The sequence below is a fragment of the Pseudomonas sp. MIACH genome, from assembly GCF_001269925.1.
Taxonomy (GTDB): domain Bacteria; phylum Pseudomonadota; class Gammaproteobacteria; order Pseudomonadales; family Pseudomonadaceae; genus Aquipseudomonas.
In genome coordinates this window covers 1-23,321 of the sequence record NZ_LHVO01000030.1, presented here as the reverse complement: position 1 = coordinate 23,321, position 23,321 = coordinate 1, and the positions used below count along the sequence as shown (strand labels likewise).

General features: G+C 61.7%; 22 protein-coding genes and 2 pseudogenes. 14 read left to right on the top strand and 10 right to left on the bottom strand.

Annotation, left to right across the window (positions count from 1 at the left end):
- Positions 1–11: 11 nt before the first annotated feature.
- Positions 12–2,159 (bottom strand): annotated as a pseudogene (locus AD670_RS12255) (methyl-accepting chemotaxis protein).
- 238 nt (positions 2,160–2,397) lie between these two features.
- On the opposite strand from AD670_RS12255, the gene AD670_RS12250 reads away from it, so the two are divergent.
- The 3 genes and pseudogenes from AD670_RS12250 (at position 2,398) to AD670_RS32250 (ending at position 5,458) form a co-directional block, all read left to right on the top strand.
- Positions 2,398–3,717, top strand: coding sequence for a Na+/H+ antiporter family protein (locus tag AD670_RS12250; RefSeq protein WP_172681468.1), 1,320 nt, complete (start codon positions 2,398–2,400; stop codon positions 3,715–3,717).
- A 61-nt stretch (positions 3,718–3,778) separates the two neighbouring features.
- Positions 3,779–4,600: pseudogene (locus AD670_RS32255) on the top strand (cache domain-containing protein); the annotation flags it as partial.
- 36 nt (positions 4,601–4,636) lie between these two features.
- A complete protein-coding gene (locus AD670_RS32250; protein ID WP_370636135.1) occupies positions 4,637–5,458 on the top strand; it encodes a methyl-accepting chemotaxis protein in 822 nt (273 codons plus the stop codon).
- On the opposite strand, the gene yegQ is transcribed toward AD670_RS32250, so the two are convergent.
- Entirely contained in the window at positions 5,455–6,774 is a 1,320-nt protein-coding gene (gene yegQ / locus AD670_RS12240) for a tRNA 5-hydroxyuridine modification protein YegQ (RefSeq protein WP_053132194.1), read from the bottom strand. The genes AD670_RS32250 and yegQ overlap by 4 nt on opposite strands.
- Positions 6,775–6,935: 161 nt before the next feature.
- On the opposite strand from yegQ, the gene AD670_RS12235 reads away from it, so the two are divergent.
- A complete protein-coding gene (locus tag AD670_RS12235) occupies positions 6,936–8,003 on the top strand; it encodes an AI-2E family transporter (RefSeq protein WP_053132191.1) in 1,068 nt (355 codons plus the stop codon).
- A gap of 3 nt (positions 8,004–8,006) precedes the next feature.
- Here AD670_RS12235 and AD670_RS12230 read toward each other — a convergent pair whose 3' ends face one another.
- From AD670_RS12230 to AD670_RS12220, 3 genes are all read right to left on the bottom strand, one after another.
- Positions 8,007–8,189, bottom strand: coding sequence for a hypothetical protein (locus AD670_RS12230; RefSeq protein WP_053132189.1), 183 nt, complete (start codon positions 8,187–8,189; stop codon positions 8,007–8,009).
- A gap of 91 nt (positions 8,190–8,280) precedes the next feature.
- Positions 8,281–8,475 (bottom strand): hypothetical protein, encoded by a 195-nt coding sequence (locus AD670_RS12225; protein WP_032886687.1) that lies wholly within the window; start codon positions 8,473–8,475, stop codon positions 8,281–8,283.
- A gap of 233 nt (positions 8,476–8,708) precedes the next feature.
- Entirely contained in the window at positions 8,709–9,062 is a 354-nt protein-coding gene (locus AD670_RS12220) for a hypothetical protein (RefSeq protein WP_027603153.1), read from the bottom strand.
- 156 nt (positions 9,063–9,218) lie between these two features.
- On the opposite strand from AD670_RS12220, the gene AD670_RS12215 reads away from it, so the two are divergent.
- On the top strand, positions 9,219–10,037 hold the full coding sequence (locus tag AD670_RS12215) for a shikimate 5-dehydrogenase (protein ID WP_053132186.1): 819 nt from the start codon (positions 9,219–9,221) through the stop codon (positions 10,035–10,037).
- Positions 10,038–10,173: 136 nt separating this feature from the next.
- Here AD670_RS12215 and AD670_RS12210 read toward each other — a convergent pair whose 3' ends face one another.
- Complete coding sequence (locus AD670_RS12210) at positions 10,174–10,824, bottom strand: YceH family protein (protein ID WP_053132182.1); 651 nt, start codon at positions 10,822–10,824, stop codon at positions 10,174–10,176.
- 116 nt (positions 10,825–10,940) lie between these two features.
- Here AD670_RS12210 and AD670_RS12205 point away from each other — a divergent pair, with 116 nt between their 5' ends.
- Entirely contained in the window at positions 10,941–11,450 is a 510-nt protein-coding gene (locus AD670_RS12205) for a DUF1993 family protein (protein ID WP_053132179.1), read from the top strand.
- A 64-nt stretch (positions 11,451–11,514) separates the two neighbouring features.
- Here AD670_RS12205 and sstT read toward each other — a convergent pair whose 3' ends face one another.
- Positions 11,515–12,735, bottom strand: a complete 1,221-nt coding sequence (gene sstT, locus AD670_RS12200) for a serine/threonine transporter SstT (protein WP_053132177.1) — start codon at positions 12,733–12,735, stop codon at positions 11,515–11,517.
- A 232-nt stretch (positions 12,736–12,967) separates the two neighbouring features.
- On the opposite strand from sstT, the gene AD670_RS12195 reads away from it, so the two are divergent.
- Positions 12,968–14,125, top strand: coding sequence for an MFS transporter (locus AD670_RS12195; protein WP_053132174.1), 1,158 nt, complete (start codon positions 12,968–12,970; stop codon positions 14,123–14,125).
- A gap of 4 nt (positions 14,126–14,129) precedes the next feature.
- Here the strand turns inward: AD670_RS12195 and nhaR are convergent, their stop codons facing one another.
- Positions 14,130–15,032, bottom strand: a complete 903-nt coding sequence (gene nhaR / locus AD670_RS12190) for a transcriptional activator NhaR (RefSeq protein ID WP_053132172.1) — start codon at positions 15,030–15,032, stop codon at positions 14,130–14,132.
- A gap of 134 nt (positions 15,033–15,166) precedes the next feature.
- Between nhaR and AD670_RS12185 the strand changes: the two genes are divergently transcribed.
- The 4 genes from AD670_RS12185 to mnmH all read left to right on the top strand — a co-directional run bounded on the left by AD670_RS12185 (position 15,167) and on the right by mnmH (position 18,426).
- Positions 15,167–15,418, top strand: coding sequence for a hypothetical protein (locus AD670_RS12185; protein WP_053132170.1), 252 nt, complete (start codon positions 15,167–15,169; stop codon positions 15,416–15,418).
- A gap of 29 nt (positions 15,419–15,447) precedes the next feature.
- Positions 15,448–16,197 carry a TerC family protein gene (locus AD670_RS12180; protein ID WP_053132168.1) on the top strand — a complete coding sequence of 250 codons (750 nt, stop codon included), beginning with the start codon at positions 15,448–15,450 and terminating at the stop codon, positions 16,195–16,197.
- Positions 16,198–16,291: 94 nt separating this feature from the next.
- Positions 16,292–17,326: a selenide, water dikinase SelD gene (gene selD, locus AD670_RS12175; RefSeq protein ID WP_053132166.1), complete on the top strand. Its 1,035-nt coding sequence runs from the start codon at positions 16,292–16,294 to the stop codon at positions 17,324–17,326.
- On the top strand, positions 17,326–18,426 hold the full coding sequence (gene mnmH / locus AD670_RS12170; RefSeq protein WP_053132164.1) for a tRNA 2-selenouridine(34) synthase MnmH: 1,101 nt from the start codon (positions 17,326–17,328) through the stop codon (positions 18,424–18,426). The genes selD and mnmH overlap by 1 nt, the downstream gene beginning before the upstream one ends.
- On the opposite strand, the gene AD670_RS12165 is transcribed toward mnmH, so the two are convergent.
- Together AD670_RS12165 and AD670_RS12160 are read right to left on the bottom strand one after the other, a co-directional pair.
- Positions 18,416–19,471: a permease gene (locus AD670_RS12165; RefSeq protein ID WP_053132161.1), complete on the bottom strand. Its 1,056-nt coding sequence runs from the start codon at positions 19,469–19,471 to the stop codon at positions 18,416–18,418. The genes mnmH and AD670_RS12165 overlap by 11 nt on opposite strands.
- Before the next feature lie 45 nt (positions 19,472–19,516).
- The gene (locus tag AD670_RS12160) at positions 19,517–20,218 is read right to left on the bottom strand and encodes a hypothetical protein (protein ID WP_053132158.1); all 702 of its coding nucleotides are present in this window, start codon (positions 20,216–20,218) and stop codon (positions 19,517–19,519) included.
- 254 nt (positions 20,219–20,472) lie between these two features.
- On the opposite strand from AD670_RS12160, the gene AD670_RS12155 reads away from it, so the two are divergent.
- From AD670_RS12155 to hemB, 3 genes are all read left to right on the top strand, one after another.
- The gene (locus tag AD670_RS12155) at positions 20,473–21,171 is read left to right on the top strand and encodes a glutathione S-transferase N-terminal domain-containing protein (RefSeq protein ID WP_053132155.1); all 699 of its coding nucleotides are present in this window, start codon (positions 20,473–20,475) and stop codon (positions 21,169–21,171) included.
- A gap of 3 nt (positions 21,172–21,174) precedes the next feature.
- Positions 21,175–22,017, top strand: a complete 843-nt coding sequence (locus AD670_RS12150) for a PhzF family phenazine biosynthesis protein (protein WP_053132152.1) — start codon at positions 21,175–21,177, stop codon at positions 22,015–22,017.
- A gap of 118 nt (positions 22,018–22,135) precedes the next feature.
- Entirely contained in the window at positions 22,136–23,110 is a 975-nt protein-coding gene (gene hemB, locus AD670_RS12145; protein ID WP_053132149.1) for a porphobilinogen synthase, read from the top strand.
- The last annotated feature ends 211 nt before the right edge of the window (positions 23,111–23,321 follow it).

Genomic DNA, 23,321 nt, shown 5'->3' with positions numbered 1-23,321 from the left:
GCCTGCGACCCTCAGACGCGGAACTGGTCCATCAACCCCTGCTGCTGATTCGCCAGGCTGTTCAACGCCTGGCTCACCCGCGCCGACTCATTGGCCTGTTCCGACAGCGACTCGGTCACATCGCGAATGGTCGCCACGTTGTTGTTGATCTCTTCGGCCACCGCGCTTTGCTCTTCGGCGGCGCTGGCGATTTGCAGGTTCATGTCGCTGATCACCGTGACCGCCTCGCCGATCTGGCGCAGGGCGGTGACGGCCTCGCCGACCTGTTCGACACTGCCCTGGGCCTGGCGGTAGCTGTTGCCCATGGAACCGACAACCTCTTCGGTGCCGTTCTGCAATTGCTCGATCACCAGGCGGGTTTCTTCCACCGACTCCTGGGTACGCCGTGCCAGGTTGCGCACTTCGTCGGCGACCACGGCAAACCCACGGCCGGCCTCACCGGCGCGGGCGGCTTCGATCGCCGCGTTGAGCGCCAGCAGGTTGGTCTGCTCGGCGATGCCGCGAATCACCTCCAGCACGGAACCGATCTTCTCGCTGTTGGCGGACAGGCCTTCTACCTGGGCCATGGCGGTACTCATATCGGCCGCCAGTTGACCGATATTGGTGGTGGTGCGGTCGATCACCGTCAGGCCGTCGCGGGTGGCCTGGTCGGCATCGCGTGCGGCCTGGGCGGCCTGCGCGGCGCTGCGGGCCACGTCCTGGGCGGTGGCGCTCATTTCATGGGAGGCGGTGGCCACCTGGTCGACCTGGCGGTACTGCTGCTCCATGCCGGCGCTGGTTTCAGTCGCAATCGCGGCGGACTGGTCGGCGGTGCCACGGGCGTCCTGTACGGAGCGTTTTACTTCGGCAATGATCGGTTGCAGCTTGTCGAGGAAACGGTTGAACCAACTGGCCAGTTGGCCCAGCTCATCTTGTTTGTCATAGGCCAGGCGTCGAGTCAGGTCGCCTTCGCCACTGGCGATGTCTTCGAGCATGTGCGCCACGCCGAGGATCGGTCGGGTCACGCTGCGGGCCATCAGCCACACCAGAATCAGGCCGATCACGGCGGCCAGCAGGCCCAGGCTCAGTTCCAGCAGGGTGCCGCGCGTATTATCGGCGTCCATCTGGGTCTTCAGTGCTTCAGCCGGCCCGACCAGGACTTTTTCCGGCACATCCAGCAATACGCCCCATGGCTTGCCGTCGGGAATCGGCGCGAACGGCGCCAGCACCTTGAGCTGATGGTCGGTGCGCAGGCTGCGAATTTGTGTCCCGCTGGCCAATGCGCTGATCAATTGCGCGCCGCTTTGCGTATCGACCTGATCCAGGCGTTTGCTCAACTGGCTGGCGTCCGCGCTGTAGCCTGCAAGCAAACCGGTGGGGCTGAGGATGCTGACCTGGGTCTGGCCGTCATACAGCTTGTGGCTGGCCTGCTGGCTCACGGCCTGCAGGCTGTTGAGGTTGATGTCCACCGACAGCGAGGCAATGACTTTGCCATTGACCGTCAACGGAAACACGATGCTGGTCATCAGCACGTTTTGCCCGTCGATCACATAAAAGTACGGCTCGATCACGCACGGTTTGAGCGTGCTGCGCGGGCAGGTGAACCAGGCGTTGGCCGGTTCACCGCTGGGGCCGATGCGGGTGTCGGACATGTCGCTTTCCGGCAGTGCCATTGAGGTCAACTTGCCTGGTGTCGGCTGCGACCAGTACAGGGCGAAGCGGCCCTTGTCATTACTGCCCAGCTCCGCCTGGCCGGCGAACAACTCATCCTTGCCGTCCAGCGCATTGGCTTCGAAGACCAGGGACAGGCCCAGCAGCTCCGGGTTGGCCTGCAGCGCGGCCTTGACCTAGCGGGTCAGGTCTTCGCGGGTGTCGAAGGCGTCGAGGAAGCGTTTTTCGGCTTGCTCGCGCAGGAACAGGACCTGGCGGGAAAACCCATGCCCATATTGATAGGCGTCCATGAACTGCTGGCGGATGCCCAGCGCCTGCACCTCACCTTGGGCCTCGATGCGTGCCTGGGCCGCTTCATCGAGCATCTGCATGCTGGAGGCTTTGACCTGCTCGGAACTCTGCGCCATGCGGTACAACGACAAACCCACCAGCAGGGTCACGATTCCCAGCAGGCAAAGGCCGGCGAGCAGGGTGATTTTCCATTGAATGGAGAGCTGTCTGAGGGACATCGGTACATCCTTGGCTGAAAACACATAGAGCTCGGTTATCGGCCGATCTGTAATTTTCTTTATTCAAACGATCAATTTAAACCCGAAAGCGGCGCCGTTTTTTGACATGGAGCCCGCCCTGCTGCAAAGTGCGCGCCCTCTAATAAGACCTCCTTCAAGCCTGCACGCTGGCTGCCACCCGATGGCCGCCTGGGCGCGGGCATGCCTGTTTTTTATGTTTCTGCTTGAGGTAACCATGATTAACGCAGTCATCGCCGCGGTCGGCACCATGCTGGTGCTCAGCCTGTCCCGCGTGCATGTGGTCATCGCCATTATCGTCGGCGCTCTGGTGGGCGGCCTGACCGGTGGCCTGGGCATCGAGGCCACGCTCAAGGCGTTCAACGGTGGCTTGGGGGGTGGTGCGACCGTGGCCTTGTCCTACGCCTTGCTTGGCGCTTTCGCCGTGGCGATTGCCAAGTCCGGCCTGGCCCACGCCCTGGCGGACAAGGCCTTGCTGCTGGTCGATCGTCAGGAAGCCACCGGCGGCAACCACGTCAAATGGATGCTGATCGGCCTGCTGTGGGTGGTCGCGATCGCGTCGCAGAACATCCTGCCGATCCATATCGCGTTTATCCCGTTGCTGGTGCCGCCCCTGCTGTATGTGCTGACCAAATTGCAGTTGGACCGGCGCCTTATCGCCTGCGTGATGACCTTCGGCCTGATCACGCCGTACATGTTCCTGCCGGTGGGCTTCGGCAATATCTTCCTCAACCAGATCCTGCTGGCCAACGTGGCCAAGAGCGGCGTGGACATCAGCCAGGTCAACGTCACCCACGCCATGAGCCTGCCGGCGCTGGGCATGGTAGTCGGGCTGCTGGTGGCGGTGTTTATCAGCTACCGCAAGAAGCGTGTGTATGACCTGGAGAAAATCGAGCGGGTCGAGCAAGTGGCGGTGCAGTACAACCCGCTGACCCTGCTGGTGGCCGGCCTGGCGATTGCCTCGGCGTTCATCATCCAGTTGTGGCTGGATTCGATGATCATCGGTGCCCTGGCCGGGTTCCTGATTTTCTCGGTGTCGGGCATTGTGCGCTGGCGCGACACCGACGACCTGTTCACCGAAGGCATGAAGATGATGGCGATGATCGGCTTCATCATGATTGCTTCGTCGGGCTTTGCCGAAGTGCTCAAGGCCACTGGCGATGTGCGCTCGCTGGTGGAGGCCTCGGCGGCGTTCATCGGTCATAGCCGTGGGGTGGGGGCGTTGTTGATGTTGCTGGTGGGGCTGCTGGTGACCATGGGCATCGGTTCGTCGTTTTCCACCGTGCCGATCCTCGCCGCGATTTTTGTGCCGCTGTGTGTGCAACTGGGCTTCAGCCCGCTGGCCATTGTGTGCATCGTCGGTACTGCCGGGGCGTTGGGCGATGCCGGTTCGCCCGCTTCGGACTCCACCCTCGGCCCGACCTCCGGCCTGAATATCGACGGCCAGCATCACCATATCTGGGACACCGTGGTGCCGACGTTCCTGCACTACAACATCCCGTTGCTGGCGTTTGGCTGGTTTGCGGCGATGACGCTCTGATCTACAGGTTCACCGTTGCTGGCCGATAACCTCTCAAGTCGCCTAATAAGAGAGAAAAGCCATGCGTCTGAGCCTGAAGGCCAAAGTCCTGTCCCTCGCCGTTGTGCCGGTCTTGCTGTTTGCCGTGGTGATCAGCCTGACCACTGTGTGGATCCTCCAAGGGCAAGCGCGCAACGAGGTCGATGAAACCCGCCAGCGCCTGCTCAACGACGCCAAGGCCACCCTGCAAAGTTATGTGGAAGTGGCCATGACCACCATCAAGCCGCTCTACGACGCCGCCGCCCCCGGCGATACGGCGGCGCGGGCCGAGGTGGTCAAGCTGCTGTCCAACACCAGTTACGGCAAGGACGGTTACTTCTTCGGCTACGACTCCGAGACCATCCGCCTGTTCAAGGGCAACAGCCCCGACGGCGTGGGCAAGAGCTTCAAGGACAACCGTGACCCCAACGGGGTCTACGTCAACCGCGACCTGGTCAAGGTCGGCAAGGACGGCACCCACTACCTGCAATACAGCTCGACCCAGCCCGGCCAGACCGAGCTGGTGCCCAAGATGGGCTACACCGAATACCTGCCCAAGTGGGACATGGTCATCGGTACTTCGGTGAACCTGGATGGCATCGAAGCACAAGTCGCGGTGGTCGAGGCCAAGGTCGAAAAACGCATGGAAGGCGTGCTGCTGAGCATCCTCGGCGTGGCCGTGGTGGTGTTGCTGGTGATCGCCGCCGTCGGCATGGTGCTGGCCAACACCATCCTGCGCCCATTGCATTTGATGAAAGCCAACCTCGACGACATCGCTGCCGGCGAAGGCGATTTGACTCGCCGCCTGGCCATCACCAGCCAGGATGAACTCGGCGACCTGGCGGGCGCGTTCAACCGCTTTGTCGACAAGATCCATGGCCTGGTGCGCCAGATCACCGAAATGACCACCCAACTCACCGGCCTGGTGAGCCAGGTGTCCGACCAGGCCCAGCGCTCGGAGCAGGCCATGGAACGCCAGCGTCACGAGACCGACCAAGTGGCCACCGCGATCAACCAGATGTCCTCGGCCGCTCAAGAAGTGGCGCGCAGTGCCCAGGGCGCCTCGGTGGCCGCGCAACAGACCGACGCCGAAGGCCAGGCCGCCAAACGCGTGGTGGACGGCAGCATCGCGCAGATCCACGCACTGGTGAATGACATCCGCAGCAGCGGCGTATCCCTCGACAGCCTGCAGCAGGACGTGTCGTCGATTGTCAGTGTGCTGAGCGTGATCCGTTCCATCGCCGAACAGACCAACCTGCTGGCGCTCAACGCGGCGATCGAGGCGGCGCGGGCAGGGGAGGCCGGTCGTGGCTTTGCGGTTGTTGCCGACGAGGTGCGCGCCCTGGCCAGCCGCACGCAAACCAGCACCCAGGAAATCCAGGGCATGATCGACCGCCTGCAAAAAGGCACTGAAGCGGCCGTGGATGCGATGCGCCGCTCCAGCGATGCTGGCGATGGCACCTCGGCCAAGGCCAACGAAGCGGGGGCGTCCCTGGACACCATGGCCCAGTTGATCGGCACCATCAACTCGATGAACGCGCAGATTGCCAGCGCCGCCGAAGAACAGACCGCCGTGGCCGAAGAGATCAACCGCAGCGTGCATCAGATTGCCGTGGCAGTGGACAGCGTGGCCGATGAAACCCAGTTGGGCGCCCAGACCTCGCGCAGTCTGGCGGACCTGGGCCAGCGGTTGGGGCAGTTGGTGGGGCAGTTCAGGATCTAGAGATCGCGCATCAACAACCCAAAGCGCAGATCCACCTGCGCTGGCAGGGGCACATACACCGTGTGCCCATCCCCCGGCGCTACTTCGATGGCTCCACCCTTGGCGTTGTGCAGGCTGGACAGGTCAAAGTGAAAGTTGCCGGCGGGGGTCATCAATTCCAGATGATTGCCGACGGTAAAGCGGTTCTTCACCTTGACCTCGGCCAGCTCGCCACGGCGCTCGCCGGTCAACTCGCCGACAAACTGCTGACGCTCGGACACTGAGCTGCCGTTCTGGTAGTTCTGGTATTCGTCGTGAACATGGCGGCGCAGGAAACCTTCGGTGTAGCCGCGTTGGGCCAGGGATTCCAGGTTGGTCATCAGGGTGCGGTCAAACGCACGGCCGGCTACGGCATCATCGATTGCCTGGCGGTACACCTGGGTGGTGCGCGCGCAGTAGAAATGCGATTTGGTGCGGCCTTCGATCTTCAGCGAATGCACACCCATGTGGCTCAGACGCTCCACATGCTGCACGGCGCGCAGGTCCTTGGCGTTCATGATGTAGGTGCCGTGCTCGTCCTCGAAGGCGGGCATCTGCTCATCGGGGCGGTTGGCTTCCTGCAGCAGGAACACCTGGTCGGTGGGCGCGCCGATCCCCAGTGTGGGTTGCGGTTGATACACCTGGACGATATCGCCCGTGGCGTTTTCCTCTGCCGGGGTGGCCTGGTATTTCCAGCGACAGGCGTTGGTGCAGGTGCCCTGGTTGGCGTCGCGCTTGTTCATGTAGCCCGAGAGCAGGCAGCGCCCGGAATACGCCATGCACAAGGCGCCGTGGACAAACACTTCCAGTTCCATGGCGGGCACCTGCTGGCGGATTTCTTCAATCTCTTCCAGGGAAAGCTCCCGCGACAAAATGATCCGGGTGATGCCTTGCTGCTGCCAGAACTCGGCGCTGGCCCAATTCACCGTGTTGGCTTGAACCGACAAGTGGATCGGCATCCATGGGAAATTCCGGCGCACCAGCATGATCAACCCAGGATCGGACATGATCAGCGCATCCGGGCCCATGGCGATCACCGGGCCGAGGTCCTTGAGGAAGGTCTTGAGCTTGGCGTTGTGTGGCGCGATGTTCACCACCACGTAGAACCGCTTGCCCAGCGCGTGGGCTTCCTGGATGCCGAGTGCCAGGTTGGCGTGGTCGAACTCGTTGTTGCGCACGCGCAGGCTGTAGCGCGGTTGGCCGGCGTAGACCGCATCGGCGCCGTAGGCGAAGGCGTAGCGCATGTTTTTCAGGGTGCCGGCGGGGGCGAGCAGTTCGGGGGCAAGGACGAGGGGCATGGGGATCAGGTCGCAAAAGGCCGCGAGCGTAGCCGAACGTGTGCGGGGCTTTATTGATCTGGGTCTACGCTTACTGCAACAAAGATGGCACTCCCAGGTGTTGCGGTGGACTAAGCAGCTGGACGCACACGCGCGGCCTGCTTTTTTGACATGGATCGGACATGAATCAAACCAACCTGCAATTCAAAACCCTGCTGCTACTGCTGGCCCTGGTGACCGTCGCCTTCATCTGGATATTGCTGCCGTTTTACGGCGCGGTGTTCTGGGCGGTGATCCTCGGTATTATCTTTGCGCCGATGCAGCGCCGCCTGCAGCAGCGCTTCGGTTGGAATCGCAACCTGACGTCCCTGACCACCCTGATGGTGTGCCTGGTGATCGCGATTCTGCCGGTGATCATCACCAGCGCGTTATTGGTGCAAGAGGGCGCCACCCTCTATAAAAATGTCGAGAGCGGCCAGTTGGATGTGGCGGGCTATATCGAGCAGTTCAAGAACTTCCTGCCGCCGTACTTCCAGCACCTGCTGGACCGTTTCGGCATGGGCAACCTGGAAGGGCTGCGCGAGAATATCGTCAAGAGCGCGATGCAGGGCAGCCAGTTCTTCGCCACCCAGGCGTTCAGCTTCGGGCAGGGCACGTTTGATTTCCTGGTGAGTTTTTTCATCATGTTGTACCTGCTGTTCTTCCTGCTGCGCGACGGTCCGGAACTGGTGCGCAAGGTACGCACGGCGGTGCCCTTGGCCGAGCCGCAGAAGCGTCGCTTGCAGCTCAAGTTCAATCGGGTGGTGCGCGCCACGGTCAAGGGCAACGTGCTGGTGGCCGTGACCCAGGGGGCGCTGGGTGGTCTGATCTTCTGGTTCCTGGACATTCCCAGTGCGTTGCTCTGGGCGGTGCTGATGGCGTTCCTGTCACTGTTGCCAGCCGTGGGCGCGGGCATTGTGTGGGGCCCGGTGGCCGCGTACTTCCTGTTGAGCGGATCAATCTGGCAGGGCGTGGTGCTGGGCTTGTTCGGCGTGTTTGTGATCGGCCTGGTGGACAACGTGCTGCGCCCGATCCTGGTGGGCAAGGACACCAAGATGCCGGACTACCTGATTCTGATCTCGACGCTGGGCGGCCTGTCGGTGTTTGGCCTCAACGGGTTTGTGATCGGACCGCTGGTGGCAGCGTTGTTCATGTCCAGTTGGGCGCTGTTTGTTGAAAGCAAGCCGCGGGTCAAGCTGCCATTGCCCTGAGTCTCAGGCGTGCAGGCGGAAGTTCGAGGCTTGCTGGAGTTGTTTTTCGGCGGCTGACAGGGACGTGAGCGGGCCGCTGATGGCTTCGCCGTCGCGGACCAGGTACCAGCAGGCCAGCAAACCCAGTTCGCGAAGCGGGGCGGGGACTGCGCTGCCGATGACGGACATGATTTGAACAGTGGGCATAAGAACCTCCAATCGCTATGGAAGTCACCTTACGGGGCGCAGGCGCTCAGGAAAAATCACCTGGCTCGATAGTCGACATCAACAAAAGACGTCAGTCGACTACCTGATCGAGCATGCTCACGACTTCCTGCTCGTTAAGCAGGCCTTTGCGCACCAGGTTTTCCGCCAGCAGCGCGAGGAATTTGGCGGTGCGGTGGCCTTCCAGGTGCTTGAGCTCGGTGAGGGCGCTGTAGACCTTGCTGGACGTACAGAGGCCAGCGGTGCGGTGAGGGTTTTGTGTGGGCATGGTCAGTCGTCCTTGTTGTTATTGGCTGGACAGGATGGATAGTGGCAGGGTGTCGTCACACAAACATGACAGCGTGAGCCCCGTTCGGGCAAGTAGACTTTCGACCCTGATAGTGTCGGATTGCGGCTTGGCCATTATCCTCAGAGCGACGTTGGCAGGATAAATTCGGACGTTACCCACAAAAAAAGGCCCCGCGAGTGGGCGAGGCCTGTTTCATGTGTGACGGTTGAGACTTACCAGCCGCGGCGGTAGTAGCCGTGGGGAGGGCCATAGTAGCCGCGCGGTGGACCGTAATAGACCGGCGCCGGGCGGTAATAAACCTCCTGTTGCACATACACCGGTGGCGGTGGTGCGTAGTACACAGGCGGTGGCGCGGCATACACCGGCTGCGGTTGCACGTAGACCGGCTGCTGCACATAGACCTCACGGGGTTGGCTGGCAACCACGGAGCCCACTACGGCGGCGCCGACCAAGGCACCCAAGACGGCTGGGCCACCCCATCCACCACCGTGGGCGGAGGCTTGGCCTGCCATAGCGAGTGCACCTACCAGCAAGGCGATCTTGGGGATTGTACGAATCATGGTCATTCCTCGATTAGCCCCTGCGCTTGTGGTCTGCAATCAATAGACTCAAGTAATGTCGCGGGGATACTTTTAAGACAACGTATTTCTGAAAAACAGCACAGCCGCTAGGTAAAGGTTGTGTAAGGTCTGTACCGATTTGCTTACTCAAAGGAGTTATCCATGCAGATGCACCCCAACAAGGACACCCAACTGTGCATGTCTCTGTCGGCCCGCCCTGGGAATTTTGGCTTGCGTTTTCATAACCACCTGTACGAACAGTTGGGGCTGAACTTCTACTATAAGGCGTTCAGCAGTCAGGATTTGCCCGGCGCGATCGGCGGTATCCGCGCATTGGGTGTGCGTGGTTGCGGGGTGTCCATGCCCTTCAAGGAGGCTGCTATCGCCTTAGTGGACGAGCTCGACGAATCGGTTCAAGCCATCGATTCCTTGAACACCATCGTCAACACCAACGGACGTCTGAAGGCCTACAACACCGACTACATCGCTATCGAACAACTGCTCAAGAAGCACGCCGTGCCGCAGGATTCGACCTTCGCCCTGCTTGGCAGCGGCGGCATGGCCAAGGCGGTGGCCAGCGCCTTGCGTGATGGCGGCTATGCCAATGGCGTGATCGTGGCGCGTAACGAGGCGGCGGGCCGGGCATTGGCGCAGAACCTTGGGTACGAATGGCAGGCTGAACTGGGTGATTTGCGCCCACAGATGCTGATCAACGTGACGCCCATCGGCATGACCGGCGGGGCCGAGGCGGATGCCCTGGCGTTCGAGGCGGACGCCGTGGATGCAGCGGACACTGTCTTCGATGTGGTAGCGATCCCCGCCGAAACACCGTTGATCGTGCGCGGTCGGGCTAAAGGCAAGCGGGTGATTACCGGGCTGGAGGTGATTGCGATCCAGGCGTTGGAGCAATTCGTTCTGTACACCGGCGTGCGGCCTACTGATGAGCAGTTCCAGGCGGCAGTAGCCTTCGCCCGCAACTGAAGGCCACTGCAGCTCTAAATGTGGGAGGGGCGGTGCGACGATTCGACTTGCTCCCGATAGCGGTGTATCAGGCAATGAAAGTGTTGACTGACCCAGCGCTATCGGGAGCAAGCCCCCTCCCACATGGTTGACCGTGTCAGGCCTGTTCCAGCTGCGCCAATCGCTCTTCCAGAACTGCAATTCGTGCTTCAAGCTCTTCGATACGATCCAGCGAGACTGCGCCGGCAGAGCGCTCCACCGGGCTTCCCCGCGCGGCGATAATCGCCTCGATATCCGCCGGATCCCCCAGCGCATGGGTATAGCGATCTTCCCGCTGTCCCGCCTGGCGCGGCACCAGCAGCGCCAGCCCGCGGGCGATCAGGCGTTCCAACTGGTGCACCACCTGCTCGGCATCTTCGAAGTCATGCATGCGCCCGCTGCGGGTCAGCAGTTCGTTGACCGTCTGCGGGCCACGCAAAAACAGCAGCCCGGTCAGGATCACCTGGGCCGGCACCAGCTCCAGTGCCTTGTCCACGCGATGCTCCCAGCGGTCGGCGCGGCTGCCCATCACCAGGCGCGTGAAGCCTTGGCCTTCCAGTGCACGCAGACTCTGGCCAACCTGGCCCTGGCTCAGGTTCATCACCGGCTCGCGGCTGGTCTTCTGGTTGCAGGCCAGGACCAGGGCGTTGAGGGTCAGGGGGTAGGTTTCCGGGTTGGTGGCCTGTTTTTCGATCAGGCAACCCAGGACGCGAATTTCCGTGCTGTTCAGGCGCGGCTCAGGGGTGTCGGTGTCGTGCTCGGCGGTCATCGCGCTTTCCCTATGCAGTGAACGCACTAGCCTAAGCCGGAAAAAATAAAAGACAAGCGCCTGGCGTGTCTATAATCGCCGCTGGTTCCAACCCTGCCATTACCCATGAGACTGCCATGACTATTTCCCTGTACGCCGCCTCCATCCCGGTCTTCAAGCAAATGCTCACCGCCCTGAGCGATGTGCTGAACAAAGCCGAAGCCCACGCCACCGCCAAGAACATCGACCCCAACGCCTTGCTGCAAGCGCGTCTGTTCCCGGACATGTTCCAGCTGGTGCGCCAGGTGCAGATCGCCGTCGACTTCGCCAAGGGCGTTTCCGCACGCCTGGCCGAGATCGAAGTGCCGAAATACGACGACACCGAAGTCACCTTTGCCGACCTGCAAGCACTGATTGCCAAGGTCCTGGCGTTTGTCGACACCATCAAGCCCGAGCAAGTCGACGGCAAGGAAGGCATCGAGATCATCACCCGCCCAGGCACGCCGAAAGAAAAACGCTTCAGCGGCCAGTCCTACCTGCTGACCTACGGCCTGCCGCAGTTCTTCTTCCACGTCACCACTGCATACGCTTTGCTGCGTCACAACGGCGTGGAAGTGGGCAAGCGTGACTACATGGGCGCTTTCTAAGCAGCCAAAAAAAGCCCGGGGTGGTTCAGGAATGAACCGCCCCGGGCTTTTTTACGCCTGGCGTTTAAGCCGTCTGTTCTTCCTTGCCCAGGCACGCGGCCGCTGTAAACAGCACGTCGGTGGACGAGTTGAGCGCGGTTTCCGCCGAATCCTGCAACACGCCGATGATGAAGCCTACGGCCACCACCTGCATGGCGATTTCGCTGGGAATGCCGAACAGGCTGCACGCCAGCGGAATCAGCAGCAGTGAGCCGCCGGCCACACCCGAGGCGCCACAGGCACAGATCGCCGCGACCACGCTGAGCAGCACGGCGGTCGGCAGGTCCACGGCGATGCCGAGGGTGTGCACGGCCGCCAGGGTCAACACGGTGATGGTGATCGCGGCACCGGCCATGTTGATCGTGGCACCCAGTGGAATCGACACTGAGTAGGTGTCTTCATGCAGGCCCAGGCGTTTGCTCAAGGCCAGGTTCACCGGGATATTCGCTGCGGAGCTGCGGGTGAAAAACGCGGTGATGCCGCTCTCGCGCAGGCACATCAGCACCAGCGGGTAGGGGTTGCGGCGCAGTTTCCAGAACACGATGGCCGGGTTGACCACCAGTGCCACGAACAGCATGCAGCCGATCAGCACCACCAGCAGGTGGGCGTAGCCGAGGAGGGCGCCGAAGCCTGAGGTGGCGAGTGTCGAAGCCACCAGGCCGAAGATACCCAGCGGGGCGAAGCGGATGACCACGCGCACGATCAGGGTCACACCGTTGGACAGGTCGTCGAGCACCGTGCGGGTGGTTTCACCGGCATGGCGAATGGCAATGCCCATGCCGATTGCCCAGGCCAGGATGCCGATGAAGTTGGCGTTCATCAGTGCGCTGACGGGATTGTCCACCACGCTCAACAGCAGGCTTTGCAAGACTTCGCCGATGCCGCCGGGGGCGCTCACGGTGGCGTCATGGGTGGCGAGCACCAGCGATGAGGGAAACCACATGCTGGCAATCACCGCCACCACGGCAGCTGCAAAAGTGCCCAGCAGGTACAGGAACAGGATCGGCTTGATATGGGTTTCCTGGCCGTGTTTATGGTTGGCGATCGACGCCATCACCAGCACAAACACCAGGATCGGCGCCACGGCCTTGAGTGCGGCAACAAATACCTTGCCGATAAACCCGGTGGCCTTGGCCGCCTCGGGTAACAGCAAGGCCAGCAGGATGCCGGCGATCAAGCCGATGACGATTTGCGTGACCAGGCTGATGCGAGCCAGTCGTTGGAAAAGAGAAGGGGCAGCAGTCATATAAAGGATGTCTCTAGTTTTTTTAAGGGCGCAGCAATGCAGGCGGAAAGGGCTGTAGGAAGCAGGTCGCGAAGTCTAGCATGCTGCTGGGCCCGTCCCGGCCGCTGCGGCATTGGGTCACCGGGGCTTCGCAAAATCCGGACATACTCTGTTAAGATTCATCCCTCTCACCTTTCCTATCCGTCAGCGGGCCCTTCGGGCTGTCGTTGATGTCGTCGTTTCTGGAGTTTTCATGCTGTTTCCCATCCTGCTGCTGTCGGCCGCCGGCTTTACCGTGCTGACCACAGAATTCGTTATCGTCGGCCTGTTGCCGTCCATCGCCCGGGACCTCAACGTCAGCGTGTCCCAGGCCGGCCTGCTGGTAACTTTGTTTGCGTTTACCGTAGCGGCCTTTGGCCCGTTTCTGACCGCGTACTGCGCCCGTTTCCCACGCAAGCGTCTGTTTATCAGCATCCTGATCCTGTTCGGCGTGGCCAATACCGTGGCCGCATTGGCGCCGAATATCTGGGTGATGGCGTTGGCGCGTTTGATCCCGGCCCTGGGCCTGCCGGTGTTCTGGGCCCTGGCCAGTGAAACGGCGGTGGATATCGTCGGTCCCGAATACGCCGGGCGCGCCATCGAGAAGATCGGCTTCGGCATCGTCTGCGCCACGGTGTTCGGTATTCCAGTGGGCACGCTGATTTCCGATATGTTCGGCTGGCGCTCCGCGTTTGCGATCCTCGCCGTGGTCGCGCTGGCCAAGGCCTTGCTGCTGTTCATCTACCTGCCGGTGACCCAGCCGAAGAACGACCAGGTGTCGTTGCGTTCGCAGTTCAAGATCCTGCGCAACCCGCTGATGCAGGGCCATATCCTGCTGTCGATCCTGGTGTTCAGCGGCATGTTCACGGCGTACACCTACCTGGCGGACATCCTTGAGCGCCTGGCGGGTTTCGACGGCACACTGGTGGGCTGGTGTTTGATGGGCTTCGGCGCGGTCGGGCTGATCGGCAACTCCCTGGGCGGGCGGGCGGTGGACCGTCACCCGCTGATCGCCTCGATGGTGTTTTGCGGTTTCATGATCGCCGGCATGGTCGCGCTGGTGCCGGCGATTCACTCCACGGTCGGCCTGGCGGCGGCGATGGCGGTGTGGGGCGTGACCCAGGCGGCGATGTTCCTGGTCAGCCATGTGCGGTTGATGAAGGCCGCGCCCCATGCGCCGGCGTTTGCGGCGTCGTTGAATATCGCCGGGGCCAACCTGGGGATCGGCCTGGGGGCGATGGTCGGCGGGCATGTGATCGACACCCTCGGCCTGGGCAGCCTGGGCTTCGCCGCGTCCGGGTTTATCCTGGTGTCGATCCTGCTGGCGCTGTGGCTGATGACCGCCAAGCCAGCGGTCGCTTCCAACGCCTGAGCCGTCAGGGCAGGGCGGTAAACAATTCTCGCCGTGCACCTTCGGTAATCGCCACGATGCCGGGGTGCTTGACCTTGCGCTCCACCGAGATCGCGTAGAACGACTCGGTGACGGCATCGGTCTGGCCAATCAACGCCACGCCGTACTGGCGCACCACCTCGTCGGCGATCACGCTGGGCGCGATGAAAATCCCGCTGCCGGATTGGCCAAATGCCTGCATCAAGGCGCTGTCATCGAACTCGCCGATGATCTTCGGTTGGATCTGCTGCTCGGCAAACCAACGTTGCAGGCGGCTACGCACCACGGTTTCCGCGCCGGGGATCAACAGCGGCGCGCCGTGCAGGCACTGTGGGAAATCACCGGCGTACCTGTCAGCCAATGCCTGGGTGGCGAAAAAACTGATGCCACATTCCCCCAGTTTCTGGCTGTAGCCCTTGATGTCCAGGTGCGAGGGCATGGGGCTGTCGGAGATCACCAGGTCCAGGCGCTGAATCGCCAGGTCGGCCAATAAACGCTCCAGTTTGTCTTCGCGACAGGTAATGCGCAGGGGCTCGCTCAACTCCATCGTCGGCGCGATCAGCCGGTACACGATGGACTTGGGCACCACATCCGCCACCCCGACCCGAAACAGGATCTGTTGCTCATCGGGCTGCGCGCGCAGCATCGCCTCCAGTTCATTGCCGGTCTGGAACATCTGTTCGGCATAGGGCAGGGCCTGGCGCCCGGCTTCGGTGAGTTCAAGCTGGCGGCCTACCCGCTGAAACAGCGCAATCCCGTAGGTTTGCTCCAGCAGGCTGATCTGCCCGCTGATGGTCTGGGGCGTGAGGTTCAGTTGCTCGCAGGCGCGCACGATGCTGCCGGTCTTGGCCACTACCCAGAAGTAATGCAACTGTCGGTAATTGAGCATGATGATCGTCACTTCGTAAAAACCGAAGTATACGCGAGAAAAATACGAATTTTCCTGAACTGTTTGCCTGCATAGAATGCCTCGCTATCGCGGGGCCACTATTTGGACCCAATGGTTCTAACGAGGAAGACATCATGAAGCTCAATTCCCTGGGCGCGGCATCGTTGCTTGCGCTTTCATTGGTGATGATCAGCGGTTGCGATCAGGTCGAAAAAAGCGCGCAACAGGTCATGGGCAAGGCCACCGAGTCGGCCAAGCAAGCCATCGATGACACCCAGAAGGCTGCCGAGCAGGCATTGAGTGAAGCGACAAACGGCCTGATCAGTCCACAAAAAAAGGACGATCAGGAAGAAAACGAGTCTGAATCGAACACCAAAGAAACCTAATCTCCCCAGCACAACGTCAGGACTGACCTATGGATTACCTTTTACAACTGGCCGCCAGCCCCACCGCCTGGATCGCTCTGGCCACCTTGATCGTGATGGAAATCGTGCTGGGCATCGATAACCTGATCTTTATCTCGATCCTCACCAACAAATTGCCGGAGAAACATCGGGCCAAGGCGCGACGCATCGGTATCAGCATGGCGTTGGTGTTGCGTCTGGGCCTGTTGAGCACCATCGCGTTTATCGTGCAATTGACCACGCCGGTGTTCGAAGTGCTCGGCCAGGCGTTCTCGTGGAAGGACATGATCCTGATCGCCGGTGGCCTGTTCCTGGTCTGGAAGGCCACCACCGAGATCCATCACAGCATGGACCCGGAGCCTGAAGAGAAAACCAGCGCCGGCAATGTCGTGGCGATCGGCTTTGCTGCCGCCATTGGGCAGATCCTGTTGCTCGACCTGGTGTTCTCCATCGACAGCATCATTACCGCCGTGGGCATGACCGAGCACTTGCCGATCATGATCATCGCCGTGGTGACCTCGGTGATCGTGATGCTGGTGGCGGCCGAGCCGTTGGCCAAGTTCATCAACGACAACCCGACCGTGGTAATGCTGGCCCTGGGCTTCCTGATCATGATCGGCATGACGCTGATCGCCGAAGGCTTCGGCGCCCATGTGCCTAAAGGCTATGTGTACGCGGCCATGGCCTTCTCGGCGGCCATCGAGTGCCTGAACATCGCTCGGCGCAACCGTCACAAGCGTCTGCTCGCTGCCCGGCAGTAACGCTGCAACCCCAAAGGCCGGCTGTGCTCACAAGAGCCCAGCCGGCCTTTTGCTGTCTGCTAGAATCCGCCCACTTGATAGCTTGAGGTCCACCATGAACGAGCCGATTCGCCTTACCCAGTACAGCCATGGCGCGGGGTGTGGCTGCAAGATCTCGCCCCAGGTGCTGGAAGTGATCCTTGCCGGCAGCGGCGCACAGAACCTCGACCCCAACCTGTGGGTGGGCAACGCCTCGCGGGACGACGCGGCGGTGTACGCCATCGACGACGAGCGCGGCGTGGTCTCCACCACCGACTTTTTCATGCCGATTGTCGATGATCCCTTCGACTTCGGCCGTATTGCCGCCACCAATGCCATCAGCGACATCTACGCCATGGGCGGCGATCCGCTGATGGCCATCGCCATTCTTGGCTGGCCGGTGAACGTGCTGGCGCCGGAGATCGCCCGCGAAGTGATCCGTGGCGGCCGCTCGGTGTGCGACGAAGCCGGCATTCCCCTGGCGGGCGGGCACTCCATCGACGCCCCCGAGCCGATCTTCGGCCTGGCCGTGACCGGCATCGTGCAAAAACGCCATATGAAGCGCAACGATACCGCCACCGTGGGCTGCCGGCTGTACCTGACCAAACCGTTGGGCATCGGCATCCTCACCACTGCGGAAAAGAAGGGCAAGCTTCGCGAGGCGGATATCGGCCTGGCCCGTGACTGGATGTGCACCCTCAACAAGCCCGGCAGCCGTTTCGGCAAGTTGGCCGGTGTGACGGCAATGACGGATGTCACCGGTTTCGGTCTGTTGGGCCACCTGGTGGAAATGGCGGACGGCAGCGGGGTGACCGCACGCATCGAATACGACAAAGTCCCACGCCTGCCGGGGATCGAAGACTACCTGGACCAGGGCTGCATGCCGGGTGGCACCTTGCGCAACTTCGACAGTTATTCGCGCAAACTCGGGCGCCTGCAGGAATTGCACAAGCGTGTACTGTGCGATCCGCAGACCAGCGGCGGCCTGCTGATCGCCGTGACCCCGGAAGGCGACGCCGAATTCCACGCGGTGGCCGCCGAGTTGGGCCTGGACCTTGAGCCAATCGGCGAGCTGGTTGAGCGACAGACCCACGCGGTAGAGGTGTTTTGATGGCAACTGACATCACCGACTACCGCGACATTTTCCTCAACGACCGGCCGATGATGGACACCCGCGCGCCGGTCGAATTCGCCAAGGGCGCGTTCCCCGGCGTGATCAACCTGCCGTTGATGACCGATGACGAGCGTCAACGTGTCGGCACCTGCTACAAGCAGCAGGGCCAGCAAGCCGCCATTGTGCTGGGGCATGAACTGGTGTCGGGGGCGATCAAGGCTGAACGTATCGAACAATGGGCGCGGTTTGCCCAGGCCAATCCTGACGGTTTCTTGTATTGCTTCCGTGGCGGGCTGCGCTCGCAGATCGTGCAGCAATGGTTGAAAACCGAAGCCGGAATCGAGTACCCCCGGGTCGGCGGTGGCTACAAGGCCATGCGGACCTTCCTGCTGGAGACCCTTGATCAGGCGGCAGCCCAGTGTGATTTCGTGCTGCTGGGTGGCATGACCGGCACCGGCAAGACCGAAGTGCTGGGCCAGTTGCGCAACGCCCTGGACCTGGAAGGCCATGCCAACCATCGCGGTTCCAGCTTCGGCAAGCGCGCCACCGTGCAACCTTCCAACATCGACTTCGAAAACCGCCTGGCGGTGGACCTGCTGAAAAAACGCGCGGGCGGTATCGAGCAGTTTGTGGTCGAGGATGAAAGCCGCATGATCGGCAGCTGCGCACTGCCGCTGCCATTGCACAAGGGCATGCAGGCCTTTCCGATGGTGTGGCTGGAAGACAGCGTCGAAGGCCGCGTCGAGCGCATCCTGCGTGATTACGTGGTGGACCTGTGCGCAGAATTTATCTCGGTGTTTGGCGAACAAGGCCAGGCGTTGTTTGCCGAGCGCCTGACCCAGAGCCTGGCCAATATCCACAAGCGCCTGGGCGGCGAGCGCTTCCAGCGGTTGCAGGCGATCATGCAGGATGCCCTGGCGGAACAGTTGCGCAGCGGCGCCGTGGACCTGCATCGCGCCTGGATTGAAGGGTTGTTGCGCGAATATTACGACCCGATGTACGCCTTTCAGCGTGAAAGCAAAGGCGCACGGATCGAGTTTGCGGGAGAGCAGGGCGCCGTCACGGCCTATCTGCGCGAGCGCGCCCTTAGAGGATAAGCGCGCCGATCAACCCGCACACCACGCCCACCAGCATGGTCAGCCCGGCCACCGTCACCAGGACCCGCGCATCGAAGTCCTTACGCAGCATCAACAGCGACGGCAGGCTCACGCTGGGCAGGGTCATCAGCAAGGCCACGGCCGGGCCGGTGCCCATGCCCAGGGCCATCATGGTTTGTACGATAGGGATCTCCGCCGCTGTAGGAATCACAAACAGCGTGCCGACAATCGCCAGGGGCACCAGCCATACCAGGCTGTTGGCCATGGCGCCGTCCACATGGGGGAACAGCCAGACCCGCGCGGCGCCGAGTACCAGTACCGCCAGGATATAGATCGGTATGGTGCTCCAGAACAGCTGCCACAGGGTCCGCAGCCACCGACTGAGGAACGGTTGCGCTTCGACCTGGCTGGCCTCGGTCACCGCGTCCAGCGCGACTTCCGGCACCTGGTCAGGCCGCGCGATGCGCTGCGCCACCAGTGACACACCCACCACCAGCACAATGCCCGCCACCAGCCTCAACGCGGTAAAGCCCCAGCCGAGTACAAAGCCCATGAACACCAGCGTCGCCGGGTTCAGCACCGGGTTGGCAATCCAGAAGGCCAGCGCCGCGCCCACCGATACCTGCTGGCGACGCATGCCCGCCGCGACGGGGGCCGCGCAGCAACTGCACATCATCCCAGGCAAGGCGAGCAGCCCGCCGCGCAAGGTCGAGCCCAGGCCGGCACGGCCAAACAGGCGCAGCAACCAGTCGCGGGGGATCAGCACTTGCAGCAGCGAGCCGAGAATCACCGCCAGTACGGCAGCCTTCCAGATCGCCAGGAAATACACCTGGGCGTAGGCCAGTGCCGCTGCCAGCGGTGAGCTTTGTTGATCGTTGAGGATCGAGGCGCCGATGCTGTGGTTGTCAGCCGCAACAAACGCCTTGAGGTAGTAGGGCGACCACTTCACGTAGTAGAGGCCGACGCAGGCCACCAATAGGAAGAGTGCTGGTTTCCACCAGAACGACCAGCCCCGGTTGGGCTGGGTGGAGGCGAGGTTGGGCATGAGGGCGAGTCCGCAGATGAGTCAATAGCGCAGCATCATACGCCCTCAGCTTTCGGCACTCACCTGTGTGGGTTGCGGGCAGGTTTCCTCACCGTCGTTCAGGCCCTGCTTGTAGTTGCGGCTGAGCAGGGAGGCTTTGCCGTTGTGCCAGGTCAGGGTCAGTACGTACAGCGTGTCGTAGTCACTGCCGGACCAGTCGTCGGTAATCGTGTGTTTTTCGCCGGAGGCTTCGCTCGCGACCTTGTTGATCAGCTCCGGCAGGTAGCCGTGGGACCAGGCGGTGTAGATGGTGGCATTGTGGTACTTGTCTTCCACCAGTTCGTCGGCCAGGTCGCTGGTGTCATTCGCCGAGAACTTGATGTTCACCGGCAGGCCCAACTTGATGGCGCTGGGGCTGATGGTCATCAATGGGCGAATATAGCTGTAGGAGTTGTCCAGCTCACCTTCCTCGACATTGCGGGTCGGGTTGGCGGCGAAGACGAAGTTGGCCTTGCCGAATTTTTCCGGCAGCAGGGTGGCCAGGTTCATCGCACGGTTCAACCCCTGGCAATTGAGCTGCCCGAGGCCGCCGGCAGGTTTTTCGGCGTGGCGCAGGAACACCAGGGTTTGCACGCCGTCCACCGGCTGGGCGCGGCTTTCACGGGCGTCGAGGGCGGCGACCAAGGCGCCACTCACCAGCAGCAGTGGCAGCAGGGTGTACGAATAGCGTTTGAAGCGTTGCACAAGGCGCAGAGGCTTGATCTTCATTATAGGTTCGAGTCTTCGTGCGTCACGTTAAGGCGGACAAGCCTGGCCCCAGTGACGCCAGGGGCGTCCTGCGGTGTTCCGTGTCGGTATAGCGAGGTGCCTCCATTCACCGTTCAAGCGCACTTAAGAGTGCCCTCGGGCGTATTGGTTCGCCCACGCGGGATAATAGCCGGCTGATGTTGCGCATTGATGACCCATGCAGGACACCGCTCAGATGACTATCATGGGGGCTTTCTGCCTCAGGGATCATCTCGATGAACTCAATCGCCGCCTTCCCGATCAACAGTAAATGGCCCGCCCAGCACCCTGAGCGCCTGCAACTGTACTCGCTGCCCACGCCCAACGGGGTAAAAGTCTCGATCATGCTCGAAGAACTGGGCCTGCCTTATGAGGCGCACAAGGTCAGTTTCGAGACCCAGGACCAGTTTTCCCCCGAGTTCCTGTCCCTGAACCCCAACAACAAAATCCCCGCGATCATCGACCCCGACGGCCCGGCCGGCCAGCCGCTGGCCTTGTTCGAGTCGGGCGCGATCCTGATCTACCTGGCAGAAAAAACCAGCCAGTTGCTCTCTGAGGATCCGGCGACACGTTATGAAACGATTCAATGGCTGATGTTCCAGATGGGCGGCATCGGCCCTATGTTTGGCCAGCTGGGGTTCTTCAACAAATTTGCCGGCAAGGCCTACGAAGATAAACGTCCCCGTGACCGTTACGCCGCCGAATCCCGGCGCTTGCTGGAGGTGCTGGAAAAGCGCCTGCTTGGTCGCACCTGGATCATGGGGGATGACTACAGCATCGCAGACATTGCCACCTTCCCATGGATTCGCAACCTGATCGGTTTCTATGAATCGGGCGATCTGGTCGGCATTGCCGACTTCCCTAATGTACTGCGCGCGCTGGATGGCTTTGTCGCCCGGCCGGCGGTGATCCGTGGCCTGAGTATTCCGAGCTGACGCATGCCGACTTTCGATTTCAAACAACTGGATGTATTCAGCAGCGTGGCGCTCAAGGGCAATCCGCTGGCCGTCGTCCTGGGGGCTGATAGCCTCAGCGACCAGCAGATGGCCGACCTTGCCAAGTGGACAAACCTCAGTGAAACCACGTTTTTGCTGACACCGCGGGATGCTCGGGCTGACTACCGGGTGAGAATTTTTACCACCTTGCGGGAGTTGCCGTTCGCCGGGCACCCGACGCTGGGCAGTTGCCATGCATGGCTGCAAGCGGGTGGGGTGCCCAAAGGCGAGGAGATCATCCAGGAGTGTGAAATCGGCCTGGTGCGTATCCGGCGCCAAGACGCTGAGCTGGCATTTATTGCACCGCCGTTGCTGCGCTCAGGTGCCGTGGATGCGCCCTTGCTGGAGCGCGTACGACTGGGGTTGGGGTTGGCGCCCGACAGCATTGTGCGCAGCCAGTGGGTCGACAATGGTGCGGGCTGGCTTGCGGTGATGCTGGCTGAGCGTGATCAAGTCCTGGCTTTGCAGCCGGACTATTCGCAACTGCTGGGACTGGCCGTCGGCGTAATTGCACCTTGCAACCCTGCTCGCGACGACGTGGACGCGCAATTTGAGGTGCGTGCCTTTGTCGCAGGCGACGGGGCCCAGGAAGACCCGGCCACCGGCAGCCTGAATGCCGGCGTCGCGCAATGGCTGCTCAGCGAAGGGCTCGCGCCTGATTGCTACGTGGTCAGCCAGGGCACGGCCATGGGGCGTGCGGGGCGTATTCGCGTCGAGCGCCAGGGCGATGAAATCTGGGTCGGCGGCGCCGTCGCGGTGTGCATCGAAGGGCGTCTACAGCTCTAGATCAATACATTATTACGGCCCCCGCAATACACTGTTGGCCCCTTGGCGTTTGTACTGCCGGGGCCTTGGGGCATAAGCTTTCGCCCCAAAGATTTTCAGCCATTTTTTCAGGACAGCCATGACCAGCCAGTTCCCCCAAGCCCGCCCCCGTCGCCTGCGCCGCTCCCCGGAGCTGCGTGGCTTGTTCCAGGAAACCGAGTTCACCCTCAACGACCTGGTGCTGCCGATTTTCGTCGAAGAAGAAATCGATGACTTCGTGCCGATCACCAGCATGCCCGGCGTGCAACGCATCCCGGAAAAGAAGCTGGCTGCTGAGATCGAGCGCTATGCCCGTGCCGGTATCAAGTCGGTGATGACTTTCGGCGTGTCCCACCACCTGGACGCCAACGGCAGCGACACCTGGAAAGAACACGGCCTGGTTTCGCGGATGTCCTCGATCATCAAGGACGCGGTGCCGGACATGATCGTGATGTCCGACACGTGCTTCTGCGAATACACCGACCACGGCCATTGCGGCGTAATGCACGGTGCCCATGTCGACAACGATGCGACCCTGGTCAACCTCGGCAAGCAGGCTGTTGCCGCCGCCCGCGCCGGTGCCGACGTGATCGCCCCCTCGGCCGCCATGGACGGCCAGGTCCAGGCCATCCGCCGCGCGTTGGATGAAGCCGGCTTCACCCATATCCCGATCATGGCCTACTCGACCAAATTCGCCTCGGCCCTCTACGGCCCATTCCGCGAAGCCGGCGGCAGCGCGCTCAAGGGCGACCGCAAAAGCTACCAGATGAACCCGATGAACCGCCGCGAAGCCGTGCGCGAATCGCTGCTGGACGAACAGGAAGGCGCGGACGCACTGATGGTCAAACCGGCCGGTGCCTACCTCGACATCATCCGCGACATCCGCGAAGCCTCGCGCCTGCCGGTGGCGGCGTACCAGGTCAGCGGCGAATACGCGATGATCAAGTTCGGCGCCCAGGCGGGCGCGATCGATGAGGATCGGGTCGTGCGTGAGACGTTGGGGTCGATCAAGCGTGCGGGGGCGGACTTGATCTTCACCTACTTCGCTATGGACTTGGCGTTGGCTGGGATCTAAGGGCCAGTGCAAACCCTGTGGTGAGCATGCTCGCCACAGGGGAGTGTGGTTTATCTGGGGGGCGTTGATTTGTTTTTAGATAACGCCTTAACGACCGGCTAATCTTTTCAATTTCTGAACGCTGCTTCGCTTTTATAAGTCTTGAGACATTTTAGTAACACCGTCATAAAGTGCCTTTTGTCAATTATGTCGTCCTCGAAATAGGTGTCGA